Annotated in this window: 9 protein-coding genes; 4 read left to right on the top strand and 5 right to left on the bottom strand. The window is 69.8% G+C overall.

Annotated features, from left to right (window positions below):
- The first annotated feature begins 226 nt into the window (after positions 1-226).
- Positions 227-1,021: a S1 family peptidase gene (locus tag HNR20_RS28135; protein WP_184185951.1), complete on the top strand. Its 795-nt coding sequence runs from the start codon at positions 227-229 to the stop codon at positions 1,019-1,021.
- Positions 1,022-1,164: 143 nt separating this feature from the next.
- Complete coding sequence (pdxY, locus tag HNR20_RS28140; protein ID WP_184185954.1) at positions 1,165-2,016, top strand: pyridoxal kinase PdxY; 852 nt, start codon at positions 1,165-1,167, stop codon at positions 2,014-2,016.
- 70 nt (positions 2,017-2,086) lie between these two features.
- Here pdxY and HNR20_RS28145 read toward each other — a convergent pair whose 3' ends face one another.
- From HNR20_RS28145 to HNR20_RS28160, 4 genes are all read right to left on the bottom strand, one after another.
- Positions 2,087-2,419, bottom strand: a complete 333-nt coding sequence (locus tag HNR20_RS28145) for a putative quinol monooxygenase (protein ID WP_184185957.1) — start codon at positions 2,417-2,419, stop codon at positions 2,087-2,089.
- Positions 2,420-2,536: 117 nt separating this feature from the next.
- Positions 2,537-3,955 (bottom strand): WGR domain-containing protein, encoded by a 1,419-nt coding sequence (locus tag HNR20_RS28150; protein ID WP_184185960.1) that lies wholly within the window; start codon positions 3,953-3,955, stop codon positions 2,537-2,539.
- A gap of 109 nt (positions 3,956-4,064) precedes the next feature.
- A complete protein-coding gene (locus HNR20_RS28155) occupies positions 4,065-5,003 on the bottom strand; it encodes an acetamidase/formamidase family protein (RefSeq protein WP_184185963.1) in 939 nt (312 codons plus the stop codon).
- Between the two features lie 93 nt (positions 5,004-5,096).
- Complete coding sequence (locus HNR20_RS28160) at positions 5,097-6,143, bottom strand: polysaccharide deacetylase family protein (protein WP_184185966.1); 1,047 nt, start codon at positions 6,141-6,143, stop codon at positions 5,097-5,099.
- A 429-nt stretch (positions 6,144-6,572) separates the two neighbouring features.
- On the opposite strand from HNR20_RS28160, the gene HNR20_RS28165 reads away from it, so the two are divergent.
- Positions 6,573-7,652 (top strand): glycoside hydrolase family 19 protein, encoded by a 1,080-nt coding sequence (locus HNR20_RS28165; RefSeq protein ID WP_184185969.1) that lies wholly within the window; start codon positions 6,573-6,575, stop codon positions 7,650-7,652.
- A gap of 300 nt (positions 7,653-7,952) precedes the next feature.
- Entirely contained in the window at positions 7,953-13,568 is a 5,616-nt protein-coding gene (locus HNR20_RS28170; RefSeq protein ID WP_184185972.1) for a GH92 family glycosyl hydrolase, read from the top strand.
- Positions 13,569-13,707: 139 nt separating this feature from the next.
- Here HNR20_RS28170 and HNR20_RS28175 read toward each other — a convergent pair whose 3' ends face one another.
- Positions 13,708-14,349 (bottom strand): TetR/AcrR family transcriptional regulator, encoded by a 642-nt coding sequence (locus HNR20_RS28175; RefSeq protein WP_229687268.1) that lies wholly within the window; start codon positions 14,347-14,349, stop codon positions 13,708-13,710.
- Between the last annotated feature and the right edge of the window lie 131 nt (positions 14,350-14,480).

Genomic DNA, 14,480 nt, shown 5'->3' on the forward strand with positions numbered 1-14,480 from the left:
GTCGGTGGGATCTCGCGCGCCAACAGTGGCGGACGTATAGACACCCATCACCAGATGTACAACGTTATAGAGCCGCGCCGGACATCCTGTCAACCGTTCGAGATCCATAGCGCCGGTGGTACGACCCAGAGAGGATGACCCGCAACATCCACGGCTCTCAATATGATGACCGCTATCTCGAATGAGGTGCGCTCACGAGGCGTGCCATCCTGATGCGGAGGAATGCATGGTTCGCTGGCGTACCCTCACTGGCCTCCTGGCCACCGCGTTGGCCGCGGTGACCGCAGCCAGCCTCACTCTCGCCCCGCCGGCCGCTGCGGCCGACAACCCCGTGACGCCGAACGTCGTCGGCGGCACCCGCGCCGCCCAGGGCGAGTTCCCGTTCATGGTGCGGCTCTCGATGGGCTGCGGCGGCGCCCTGTACAGCGCTCGGCTGGTGCTCACCGCCGCGCACTGCGTGGGCGCCACCGGCACCAACACCAGCATCACCGCGACGCTCGGAACCGTCGACCTCCAGTCGTCCAGCCGGATCACCGTCCGGTCGAACTACGTCTACCGGGCACCCGGCTACAACGGAAACGGCCGCGACTGGGCGCTGATCCGGCTGGCCACCCCCGTCACCGGGCTGAGCACACTGAAGATCGCCACCACCACCGCGTACGACAGCGGCACCTTCACCATCGCCGGCTGGGGCGCGGCGCGGGAGGGCGGAGGCCAGCAGCGGTACCTGCTCAAGGCGACCGTCCCGTTCGTCAGCGACTCCACCTGCAACTCCAACTACGGCGGCGACATCATCCCCGCCCAGGAGATCTGCGCCGGTTACGCCAGCGGCGGCACGGACACCTGCCAGGGCGACTCAGGTGGCCCGATGTTCCGCCGCGACGCCGCCAACGCCTGGATCCAGGTCGGCATCGTCAGCTGGGGCAACGGCTGCGCCCGGCCCAACTACCCGGGCGTCTACACCCAGGTGAGCTACTTCGCCTCGTCGATCGCCTCGGCAGCGGCGAGCCTCGGCGGCTGACCGTACGACCACTCGGGCGGCCCGGACGACGATGTCCGGGCCGCCCGCTCGTGCCGCCACCGACGGGTGAGCGTCGAGTGGGCCACCCGACAGATTCGGCGGGCCGTGTGTGCCGCGTCTGCCGCAACGGCCATGATGAGCCGGTGAAGATCCTGTCCATCCAGTCGTCGGTCGCCTACGGTCACGTTGGCAACTCGGCGGCAGCCTTCCCCCTGCAGCGGCTCGGCCACGAGGTCTGGCCGGTGCTCACGGTGCACTTCTCCAACCACACCGGGTACGGCGCGTGGCGTGGGCCGATGCTGGCGGCGACCGACGTGGCCGAGGTGATCGAAGGCATCGCCGACCGTGGGGTCCTCGGCAGCGCCGACGCGGTGCTCTCCGGCTACCAGGGCGACCCGGCCATGGGTGCGGTGATCCTCGACGCGGTGGAGAAGGTCAAGGCGACCAACCCGGCCGCGGTGTACTGCTGCGACCCCGTGATGGGCGACACCGGTCGCGGAATGTTCGTCCGGCCGGGCATCCCGGAGTACCTGCGGGACACCGTCGTGCCGCGCGCGGACATCATCACGCCGAACCACTTCGAGCTCGACTTCCTCGCCGGCCGTACGACGAACTCGCTGGCCGAGGTGCTCGACGCGGTCGACGTCGTGCGCGCGACCGGGCCGCGGCACGTCCTGGTGACCAGCGTGCTGCACGGCGACCTGCCGCCGGAGTCGCTGGAGGTGGTGGCCGTCTCGGACGAGGGCGCGTGGGCGGTGACCACCCCGCTGCTGCCGATCAACCCGAACGGCGGGGGCGACGTCACCGCTGCGTTGTACCTCGCGCACCTGTGGACGACCGGCTCACCCGCGACGGCGCTGGAACGCACCATCGCCTCGGTCTTCGCCGTCCTCGAGGCGACCCTCGCGGCCGGCACCCGGGAGATCCAGCTGATCGCGGCACAGGACGTGATCGCCGACCCGCCGGCCCGGTTCACCGCCCGCCGGCTTCGCTGACCGCGGGTCGAAGCCACGCGCTGGCGGGTCGGCAACGCCCGCCAGCGGGGGCGGCGCCACGCGGCAACGGTCAGCGGCTCTCGGGAACGGCCATCTCGCCCAGCAGCGACCAGTCCTCCTGCGGCACGGTGGCATTTACGATGCGCGGCGTCTCGGCCAGGTGCGGAGGCAGGGTCTCCTGCGCCGCGCGGAAGTGGGCGGACTGCACGTGAGCCGCACCAGCCTGGTCGTCCCGGAAGGCCTCGACGAGCACGTACTCGGTCGGGTCGTCCAGGCTGCGGGACCAGTCGAACCACAGACAGCCCGGCTCGGCCCGGGTCGCCCGGGTGAACTCGTCGGCGATCTGCGGCCAGCGGTCGGCGTGCTCGGGCAGGATCCGGAACTTGGCGGTAATGAAGATCATGGGCCCAGGCTACGTCCTGACGGCGGCGAGGATGTCAACCAGGCCGACCCGCCGCGTCGGCGGATCGGCCCACCACGGCACGGGCGTGTGGTGTACGCCTTGTCGGCGAGCGGCAGCTCAGCGCAGGCGGCGGATGTCGCCGAACGCCCGGTAGAACCCGCCACGGCTGGACTCGCGGACCTCGGTCACCAGATAGCGGGCGCCCGGCTCGCGGATCCCCTTGGGGAACTGCACCGACCAGTCGCGCCGGTAGCCGTCGGACAGCACCTGAACCCGCAACCGACCCCGATCGTCGAGGCACTGCACGACCACGCCTGCGCCCGCGTCGCTGGTCACCTCGACGATCGTCGGCTCGACGGGCCGTGGTGCCTGACGAGGGGCCTTGATGTCACGCACCTCGGGCACGTCCCCGGCCTGGGCCGCACGGATGGCCGGCTCGCTCGCGTCGATGCAGGCGAGATGGCCGCCGGTGGTGACGACGTAGAGCCGGTCGTCGTGATACTGCATGGAGTACGCCGACCCGCAGCCGGTGCCGAGTTTCCACAGCCGGGTGCCCGCCGCGTCGAAGCAGTAGATCGAGGACTGGCTGTCACCGGCGAAGACGTATCGGCCGCCCTCCGCCGTGGCGCAGGAGAACACCGGGGCGTCGCACAGGTAGCTGCGTTCGAGCCGACCGGCCTTGGACAGCCGCACCACCTCGCGGGTGCCAGTTCCGGCGAACACGCTGCCGTGCTCCTGCCAGCCGAAGAGCACCGAACCGGTCCTGGTGTGCCACAGTTCGCGGCCGGTACGCCACTCGTAGCCGGTCACCCCCTGCGAGTGGCCGTGGTAGATCGCGTCGGTGTCGCACCGCACCATCCAGGCCGAGCGCCCCCGCCCGGGCCTGCGCCACAGGAACTCGTCCTCATGGTCGACCGCGGTGATCCCGCCGTCGGCGTCCGACACACCCAGGACGCCGTCGTGGATGTCCAGCCAGTAGATGTCGATCTCCGGGGCGATCGCGTACGCCACTCGGGGGACCTTCCCGGAGAGGTCGTAGACGTTGCCGTCGTCGCAGCCGGCGTAGATCCAGGCGTCGTCGGCGACGATGCACTTCACGCCGTCGGGCAGACGGACCTGGCTGCGCACCTGGGCGTCGTGGTCGAGGGTGGTGATCACACCGTGTTCGTTGCCGACCATGCAGTGCCGCCCGTCGACGAAGATGCCGAAGGCGGGGGCGCCGGAGTCGTAGCGCCAGAGCACCGGTGCGGTGTGGGCGGTGGAGCGGGTGCTGACGATCTGCCGCCGGGAGACGGTGCGCTTCTGTCGGACGCCGGGAACCGCCGGAGAGTAGCCCTTGCGGACCTTCTCCCCGATCTTCTTCGCCGCGGCGGCCCGGGCCCGTGCGTTGTCCGGGTAGGCGCTCGCCTTGACCTGCCCCTGGTCGCCGATCCGACCGAAGCGCACGGTCAGTGTGGCGTTGTCGACGATGACCTCGTAGAACTTGTGCGCACCGTCCACTTCGGACAGTTCGAGGTAGGTCGTCTCCTGGGACATGGGGGGCCTCCGAGGGGTCAGCAACCGGCCCGAGGTGGCCGGCGCGGCGACAGTGACCACACGCTAACGGCGACCCCCGACACAATCGGCTCCTCGAAACCTGGGCAGGTCAGTGGCCCGGCCAGCGCAGCGCGTCGTCACGGAGCACCGCGTGCGCGCCGACGGTCTGGTTGACGATCTGCGTCACCCGTACGTCGACCGTGACGCTGGCCAGTGCCACGGCGTCCGGGCGGCTGAGGCCGTGCAACCGCTGCATCAGGGTCAGCATCGAGTCCAGGGCCATGAAGGTGGCGTCGTCGAGGGACGCGCCGACACCCTGGGTCAGCCAGGCGTCCGCGATGCGCGCCACCGGCCCGGTGACCGGGAAGTCGTCGCGGACGTCGAAGGTCAACGTCACCTCGTCCATCGGACATTCGATGGCGGTGCCGCCCACCTCGCCGTCGCCCTGTGCGGCATGCCCGTCCCCGACCGAGAACAGCGCGCCGTCGACCGTGATCGGCAGCAGCAGGGTGCTGCCGGCGGTGAGGTCCTTGCAGTCCAGGTTGCCACCGCAGGCGCGCGGCGGGATCGTCGAGTGACGCCCCGGCTCGGCGGGCGGCATGCCGAGCACACCCATGAAGGGCCGCAGCGCGACCGTGTGGCCGTGCTGGTTGCGGCCGGTCATCGTGACCGGGTCCAACTCCCAGGAATGCACCACGCCGTCCTGCTCGACGCCGTACCGCTGGTTGAAGCTGCTGGGCCAGCCGCCGGCCACGGTGGTGCCCCAGGTGGCGGGGATGACCGCGTCGATGCGTACCGCGAGGGTCTGGCCAGCGCGAGCACCGCGGACCGCGACCGGACCGATCAGGGCGTGCCCGTGGTCGGGTTGGTGCTGCGGGACCCGGGGCCGGTCCCGGTGCGTTCCGCCGGGATACGGGCCGGCCGACCACCAGCAGTCCAGGGTGCGGTAGGTGACGGTGTCGCCGGGTTCGACGGTGAGCACGGGCGCGAAATCGGGGGAGAAGTGGCCGTGCAGGGTGCCGTCGCCCGGTGTGAGGGTGTGTCGCATCAACGCAGGCTAGTGCCACCTGATCCGCACGGCAGGCGCGGCGGGCGCCCGGGAAGCCGGGCACCCGCCGCACACCGAGTCGGTCCGAGTGGGTCAGCCTGCGGTGCAGGAGCGGATCTGCGGACGAGCGCTGCTGTTGCCGTTGGTCATCGTGGTGAAGCCGAAGGTGTTGCCGCTGCCGTTGGACCTCATCGTCATGACGGTGCCGCTGCTGTCCCAGGTGGCGGTGCCGTTCCAGATGGTGGTGACGCGCTGCGGTGCGGTGATGGCCACCACCACGGTCCACGTGCTGGCGCCGCTGACCGTCACCGACGTGTTGTACCGGTCGCCCCAGACGTTCGGGGTCGTCGCCGTCGCGGTGCAGTTGCCTCCGCCGGGCGGCGGGGTGCCGGTGGCGGGCGGCGGGGTGCCGGTGCTGGGCGGCGGGGTCGAACCGTCGGGCGCGACCGCGCGGCCGGTGGACGGCGAGATCATGCCGGGGCAGAGGTTGCGACTCGTGAGGTTGGCCATGATCTGCCCGATGGCGTCGCGGGTGTTCTGGATCCCGTCGTGCATGAGGATGACCTGACCCGCCTGGAGGCGGCTCGCGTTGGACACGATCTGGCTGACGCTCGCGCCGTTCCAGTCCTGTGAGTCCACGTCCCAGATCACCTGGCGCATCCCGAGCGAGGACGCGACGGACTGAAGGGTGGAGTTGGTCTCCCCGTACGGCGGTCGGAACAACTGCGGCCGGCTGCCGGTGGCCGACTGGATCGCCGAGCTGGTCTGGGACAGGTCGGACTGCATCTGCGCCTGGCTCATCGAGGTCATGTGGGCGTGGTTCCAGCTGTGGTTGGCGACCCACATGCCGGCGGACACCTGCGCCTGTGCCGCCGACCGGTTGTTCTGGACGTTCTGCCCGACGTTGAACATCGTGGCCCGTACACCGTTGGAGCGCAGGACGTTGAGTAGCGCGCTGGTGCTGCCGGTCGGGCCGTCGTCGAAGGTGAGGCCGACGTAGCCGTTGCAGGCGGCGGCGCTCGATGGGGTCGAGGTGGCGGCGAGTACGACGCCGCCGGTCGCGACGGTGGTGGCGAGGATGGCCAGTACCGCGCGCCACCGCCCCAACCACCGAGCCGTGCTGGGAGAGAACCTGCTCATCTGGTGCCCCTTCTCGCGGGCCCGGACGCGCCCCGGCATGGGGCAGCACAGTCCGGACAGGTGTGGGTGAGTGGGGAGGTCAGACCGAAACCGTCACGAAACCAACGCATCGATCGTAATGGATCGAAGTATTACAGCGAGAATTCGAGCACGTCAACAACTTCCGGAATCCTTCGGAAGAACCCGGAAGGTGGCCGAGGCCGTCTGCCATGGCCGGCTGCGGGTGACCGGCCGCCGGGTGTCCAATCGATCATCTTGAGCGGGGAGGGTCATGGTCGCCTGATCCGAAAAACTAACGGAAGCTGATGACGTTGGCCTGCCCGCTGCGCGCCGCAATAGTAAGGATTGTGAACAGAAGATGTTACAGTCATTCCCATCTATGGCTGGCCAGCCTGTTGGCCAGAGATGTCCCAGAAGGGGAGTGATCACATGGTGAGACTGCGCGCGCTGGTCGCGCTGGCGGCACTGATCGTCGCCGGCGGACTGGTCGCGGTCATCCCGTCGACCGCCGCGTCGGCGGCGGCCTGCTCGGCGGCTTGGCAGGCCTCGGCCGTCTACTGGGGAGACGCCCAGGTGTCGCACAACGGCCGCAACTACCGGGCGAAGTGGTGGACCCAGAACGAGGCGCCGCCGGGTACGACAGGTGTCTGGGAGGATCTGGGCGCATGCGGGGGAGGGACCACGCCGCCCACCGGGGGAACCTGCAGCTACCCGAACTGGGCCGCCGGGACCTGGTACGCCACCGGGGCGATCGTGCGATACACCAACGGTCTGTATTACATCGCTGAGCATGACAATCCGGGCTATGACCCCGTCGTCAGCACCTGGTACTGGGAGCCCTACACCTGTGGCGGCCAGCCGCCCACCACCACGCCGCCCACCAATCCGGGCGGTTTCGTGGTCACCGAAGCCCAGTTCAACCAGATGTTCCCGGGCCGCAACTCCTTCTACACCTACTCCGGGCTCGTCGCCGCCCTCAGCGCCTACTCGGCGTTCGCGAGGACCGGCAGCGCCACCGTCCAGCGCCAGGAGGCCGCGGCCTTCCTGGCGAACGTGCACCACGAGACCGGTGGTCTCGTGCACGTCGTCGAGCAGAACACCGCGAACTACCCGCACTACTGCGATCCCGGTCAGCCCTACGGCTGCCCCGCGGGGCAGGCCGCCTACTACGGGCGGGGGCCGATCCAGCTCAGTTGGAACTTCAACTACAACGCCGCCGGTATCGCCCTCAACCTGCCACTGCTGACCAACCCGTGGCTGGTGCAGAACGACGCCGCGGTGGCCTGGAAGACCGGCATCTGGTACTGGATGACCCAGAACGGGCCGGGCACCATGACCGCCCACAATGCGATGGTCAACGGTGCCGGGTTCGGCCAGACGATCCGCAGCATCAACGGCTCGATCGAGTGCAACGGCGGAAACCCCGCCCAGGTGCAGAGCCGCATCGCCAGGTACCAGCAGTTCGTCGGCATCCTCGGCGTGCCCGCCGGAGGCAATCTCTCCTGTTGATACCCGGCCTGGCCTCGGCATACGTCGCTGATCGGCGTATGCCGAGGCCCGGTAGGCGGTAGCCCGTGCTGGCGGAGGCGGGCGTGTTTCGCTGCGATCAACCCGTTGACACGGCCGCCGTCCGCCCGGAACTATCAGCGACAGTCCACTGCCCCGACTCGCGTTGTTCACGAACCTCATGACAACGATGTCAGGGCCCGAACCCCAACCCGTTCGACAGCATCACCACCACAGTCACGGTCTTCCCTACCCAGACCTTCGACGTACTCGACCGGTTCGAGTCGAAAGGCTCCGTCTTTCATGTCGCATTCCCCCCATGCGCGTTCCCTGTCACCCCGACTGATCGCCGCGACAACAGCCGCCCTGCTACCGCTGGGACTGCTCGTCGCCGCGCCCCTGGCCCAGGCCGCTCCCAATTCGGCAACGCCCGGCAACTTCAGCTCCTCGTTCGAGTCGGCCGACCCGCAACCCGCCACCAGCACTGTGGAGCTTGGCGCGAACGGAAAGCCGGTCCAGGCGAACCTCAGCGGTAAGGTCACCACGCTGCCCGGCAGTCTGCTCGGCCAGGTCAGCACCGTGACCGCGAGCGCCGAGTACCCGCCGAACGAGATCGCCGCGAACCTCAAGGACGACGACCCGTCGACCAAGTGGCTCATGTTCGAGTCGAGCGGGTGGGTGACCTACCAGCTCGCCACGCCCGCGAAGGTGGTGCGCTACTCGCTGACGGCGGCCAACGACGCACCGACCCGGGACCCCAAGGACTTCGTCGTGCAGGGGTCCAACGACGGCAGCACGTGGACCGACCTGGACAAGCGAGCCGGCGAGAAGTTCAGCGGCCGCTTCGCCACCAAGACCTACAGCTTCACCAACACGAACGCCTACGGCTACTACCGGCTGAACGTCACGGCGAACTCCGGTGACTCGATCGTGCAGCTCGCCGACTGGAACATCAGCGACGGCTCGAACGTCCGCCCGCCGGCCACGCCGATGGTCAGCGAAGCCACCGCCGGCCCGAACGGCGGCTACACCACGAAGCCGGACGTCGGATTCACCGGACTGTCGGCGCTGCGCTACGCAGGCGGTGCCGAGGGCAACGGCCGCTCGTACGCGACCAACAAGCTGTTCGACGTCAACGTCCCGGTCGGCCCGAAGACCCGGCTGTCGTACAAGCTCTTCCCCGAGTTCACCAGTGGGGACGCCCGGTACCCGTCCACCTACGCCGCCGTCGACCTGCACTTCACCGACGGCAGCTACCTGAGTGGGCGCTCGCCCGTCGACCAGCACGGCTACCCGCTGACGGGCCCCGGCCAGGGCGCCTCGAAGGTGCTCTACGCCGACCAGTGGAACCTGGTGCAGGCCGACCTCGGCACCGTCGCACGCGGCAAGACGATCGACCGCATCCTGCTCGCGTACGACAACCCGCAGGCCACCGGGGAGACCCGGTTCCAGGGCTGGCTCGACGACATCGAGCTGACCGCCGCACCGGTGCCGATCGACGGCTCGAAGCTGACCAACTACGTCGACACCCGGCGCGGCACCAACTCGACGTCCGGATTCTCGCGCGGCAACAACCTGCCGATCACCTCGGTGCCGAACGGCTTCAACTTCTTCACGCCGGTGACCGACGCGACCTCCGACTCGTGGGAGTACGAGTACCACCGGATCAACAACGAGGCGAACCTGCCCATGCTGCAGGGCCTCGCGATCTCCCACGAGCCCAGCCCGTGGATGGGTGACCGCAACCAGATGTCGGTCATGCCGGTCGTCGGCGGCGGATCCTTCACCGGCGAGCCCGCCAGCCGTGCGCTCGCCTTCAGCCACGACGACGAGACGGCACAGCCGGACCTCTACCGGGTCGCGCTGCAGAACGGCCTGATCGCGGAGATGTCGCCCACCGATCACGCCGGGATCATGCGATTCACCTTCCCGTCCGGGCAGGCGACCGGAAGCCTCGTCTTCCACAACGGCACGTTCACCATCGGCGCGGACGGCACCTTCACCGGCTGGGTCGACAACGGCAGCGGCCTGTCGGCCGGTCGGAGCCGGATGTTCGTGTCCGGTGCCTTCGACCGTGCCCCGACGGCATCCGCCGCGACGTCGGCCACCTTCGACGTCTCCGCGAGCCGGGAGGTGACGATGCGCCTGGCGACGTCGTTCCTCTCCGTCGAGCAGGCGCGCCGGAACCTGGACCTGGAGGTCACCGGTAGGAGCTTCGACCAGATCCACGCCGCCGCTACGGCCGCGTGGAAGGACCGGCTCGGCCGGGTCGAGGTGCGGGGCGCCACCGAGGCGCAGCTGGTCACGATGTACTCGAACCTGTACCGGCTGAACCTCTACCCGAACTCGCAGTCGGAGAACACCGGCACCGCCGCCGCACCCCGCTGGCAGTACGCCAGCCCGGTCTCGGCGCCGACCGGCGCATCGACCCCCACGCAGACCGGCGCGAAGATCGTCGACGGGCAGATCTACGTCAACAACGGTTTCTGGGACACCTACCGCACCGTGTGGCCCGCCTACGCCCTGCTGTACCCGGACATCGCCGCCAAGATCTCCGACGGGTTCGTCCAGCACTACCGCGACGGCGGCTGGATCGCCCGTTGGTCTTCCCCCGGCTACGCCGACCTGATGACCGGCACCAGCGCCAACGTGGCCCTGGCCCAGGCGTACCTCACCGGGGTCAAACTGCCCGACCCGCTCGCGGCGTACAACGCGGCCGTCAAGGACGCGACCGTCGCGTCCGGGCGCGGTGCGGTCGGACGCAAGGGCATCGAGACCTCACTGTTCCTCGGCTACACACCGACCTCCACCGGGGAGTCGGTGTCGTGGGCGCTGGAGGGCTTCATCAACGACTACGGCATCGGCAACATGGGTGCGGCCCTCGCCAAGGACCCGGCCACGCCGAAGTCGGAGCGTGCCCGGCTCAAGGAGGAGTCGCGGTACTTCCTGGAGCGGGCCCAGAACTACGTCCACCTCTTCGACCCGAAGACGAAGCTCTTCCAGGGTCGCGACGCCGCCGGCAACTTCCTCGCCGGTGACCCGCTGGACTGGGGTGGCGTCTACACCGAGACCAACGGGTGGAACTTCGCGTTCACCGCACAGCAGGACGGTCAGGGCCTCGCCAACCTGTACGGCGGGCAGAAGGCGCTGCGGGACAAGCTCGACGCCTTCTTCTCCACCCCGGAGAACGCCGACCGCCCCGGCGGGTACGGCGGCATCATCCACGAGATGATCGAGGCGCGCGCGGTGCGGATGGGCCAGCTCGGCATGAGCAACCAGCCGTCGCACCACATCCCGTACATGTACAACTTCGCCGGCGCGCCGGCCAAGACCCAGGCGGCGGTACGGGAGATCCTGCGCCGCCTCTACGTCGGCAGCGAGATCGGCCAGGGCTACCTGGGCGACGAGGACAACGGCGAGATGTCGTCGTGGTACATCCTCAGCTCGTTGGGCATCTACCCCCTGCAGGCCGGGTCGTCCCAGTGGGCCATCGGCTCGCCGCAGTTCACCAAGATGACCGTGCACCGGCGCAGCGGCGACATCGTCGTCAACGCGCCGAACAACAGCAACCGCAACGTCTACGTGCAGGACGTGAAGGTCAACGGCAAGAAGCAGCGCAGCCTGTCCCTGGATGTGGCCGCGCTCGCCAAGGGCGGCACCATCGACTTCCAGATGGGCCCCAACCCGTCGTCGTGGGGCAGCGGCAAGAACGACGCGCCGCCGTCGCTGACCAAGGGTGACAAGGCGCCGGAGCCGTTGCAGGACACCACCGGCCCCGGTCTCGGCACCGCGACCGCGACCGACGGTCAGGACGCGTCGAAGCTGTTCGACGACTCGTCGACCACGCAGCTCACCTTCACCTCGGCGACGCCGCAGATCAACTGGGCCTTCCGGGGCGGCAAGCAGAAGCCGACCTACTACACCGTCACGTCCGGGGCGAGTGCGGGCGATCCGGCCGACTGGCGGCTGCAGGGTTCCAACGACGGCATCACCTGGACCACTGTGGACTCGCGCAAGGACCAGGTGTTCCCGTGGCGTAACCAGACCCGGCCCTACACGATCGACAAGCCGGGCCGGTTCACGCAGTTCCGTCTCGCGGTGACGAAGACCGTCGGCGCCGCGCAGACCAACGTGGCCGAGATCGAGCTGCTCGCCGGGGGCGACCTCGACCTCGGGGGAGGCGACATCACGGTGACCGCCGCGGGCAGCGTGCACGCGATGTCCGGCGTACCGGTCTCGGGGCCGCTGGCCACCGTCACCGGCGGCACCGCCAGCGGTTACCAGGCCACGATCGACTGGGGTGACGGCACGCCGGTCACCGAGGGCACCGTGACGCTGAGCTCGCGGGCCGTGTACAGCATCGGTGGGTCGCACACCTACGCCACGCCGGGCTACCACCAGGCGAGCGTCACGGTGACCGACGGGGAGAGCCAGAGCTCCGCGACGGTCGGCGTCGAGGTGGGGTACGCCCCGAACTCCGGTCTCACCGCCGCGTTCGACACCGTCTGCGTCGGTGACGAAGGGGTTCTCGCGGCGGACTGCGACGCCAAGTCGTGGGCGTACTCGCGGGCGGCCCTGGCGGCGGGCGGCGCGACCCAGGGTCAGCGGCAGCAGGTCCCCGGAACGGCGCTGCAGTTCACGCTGCCGGTGATCCCGGCCGGGCAGCCGGACAACGCCACCGGTAACGGTGCGACGATCGTGCTCGACCTTCCGGACGACGCCAGGAGCATCTCCTTCGTCGGCGCCGGAACGCAGGGCAACCAGAGCACCACCGGCACGGCGACGTTCAGCGACGGCACCACGGCCAGCATCCCGATCCAGCTGAGTGACTGGACGCTGGGCGGCAACCCCAACGGCACCCCGTCGTACGGCAACATCGTCGTCGCGAAGACGGCGTACCGGCTGTACGGCACGAGCCGGGACGGCGCCCAGCCGTTCCTGTTCGCCACCGCGCCGTACCAGATCCCGGCGGGCAAGACGCTGGTGTCGGTGACCCTGCCGACGCAGACCGGCGACCCCCGCTCGGCGGGCCGGATCCACGTGTTCGCCGTCGCCAACGACGGCACGCCGGCCCCGGCACTCACCACCGTCGCCCCGAAGGACCAGACGGCGAGCGCCGGTCAGGATCTCGCGGCGAACCTCGGCTCGGTGACTGGCGGCGTTCCCGGTTCGACGGGCTACCACGCCCGCGTCCAGTGGGGTGACGGCACGGCACCGGACGACGTGACGATCGGTGCGTCCGGTGCGATGAGCGGGCAGCACACCTACGCGCGGGAGGGCACCTACACGGTGCGCGTCACCGCGTGGGACACGCTGTCGAGCAGCACCGGGTCCTTCACCGTGACCGTGGCGGGTGGCAGGTCCCAGCCGGCGATCGCGCTGTCGGCCGCCAGCACCGTCACCACCGGTGCGGCGATCACCGTCGACGGCAGCGGGTTCGCGGCCGGCGAGCAGGTGACCGTCACCGTCGGCACCAACCCGGCACGGACCACGAAGGTCACGGCGTCCAAGGCGGGAACGGTTCGCGCCTCGGTCGCGACGTCGGGTGACGCGCAGCCCGGCCGGTACGCGGTCACCGCGACGGGAACGTCCTCCCGTACGCCGGCCACGGCAACCGTCCAGGTGACCGAGCAGCAGGTCGCGCGGACGTACCAGCCGCGGGTGGCGTTGACGACCCTCTCCGGGCCGCGCGCCACGTCGATCACGATCGACGGTTCCGGGTTCGCACCGAACGAGGCGGTCACGATCACCTTCGGCAACGGCCTCGCGGTCAGCACCGTGCGCGCGAATGGTGACGGCGTCGTCTCGGGCGCGACGATCAGCGTCCCGGGTGCGGCGAAGGCGGGCGCGACCAGCGTCACGCTGACCGGTGCCACCTCCGCGACGACGGTGGCCCGACCGTTCACCGTCACCGGCTAGCACTGAGCCGGCGCTGGTGCAGCAGTGTTGGGCGGGCCGTGTTCACGGCCCGCCCAACACGGGCGAGATCGGCTGTTGCCGTCGGTGGCAGCCGTACCCGATCGTGCTGGCTTGGTTGGCCCGGGCTTCCGGGGCCCGGTCAGCGCGGTGGCAGCAGTGCGTCCACCAGGTCCCGCAGGGGGCCGACCAGGTCCTGTTCGGTGGCGGAGCTCAGCGGCTCCAGCCGGATCGACGAGCGCAGCACCGCGACTCCGATGCCGGCGGCGAGCGCCATCTGGGCGCGGAGCAGGATCTGGTCACTGCCCGGCTCCTCGCGGCGCCACCCGCGGGCCGCCGCCAACTGTTCGCTGGAACGGGCCAGGACGGCGCGCCGGATCTCGTCGGCCCGCGCGTCCCCGGACGACCGCAACAGCAGCGCGAGCTGGCTGGACAATCCCGCCGCGCCGAGGTCGGCGATGTGCCGGGCGATGGCCTCGGGGACGCGGTCGGCGGGCGTCTGGCCGGTCGTTCGGCGCAGCTCGTCGCCTGCGGCCCGCAGGCACTCCTCGAACAGGCCCTCCTTGGAGGCGAAGTAGCGGCTGATGAGCGCGACGTTGACGCCCGCGTCGTCGGCGATGTCCCGGACCGTGGTGGCCGCATAGCCATCCTGGGCGAAGCGCCGGCGGGCGGCGTCGAGCAGGAGCTGCCGGGTTTCGCTCGCGTCGCGGCGCCGACGGCGGGCCGGTTCGCCCGATGGTGGGGCAGTGTCACTGCTCGCGGGGACGGGCGGTTCTGCTGTCACGACGCGTCCTCTCTGGCTCGGGCGGCGGGTGATTCTCCCGTGGCGTTCGGCCGCCCCTCCTAAAGTAAACATATGTTGACTTGTGGCTGAAGTGCAAGCCGCTGCGCCCCGACGTGACGTAAACGACTGTT

Source organism: Micromonospora parathelypteridis (assembly GCF_014201145.1).
Taxonomy (GTDB): domain Bacteria; phylum Actinomycetota; class Actinomycetes; order Mycobacteriales; family Micromonosporaceae; genus Micromonospora; species Micromonospora parathelypteridis.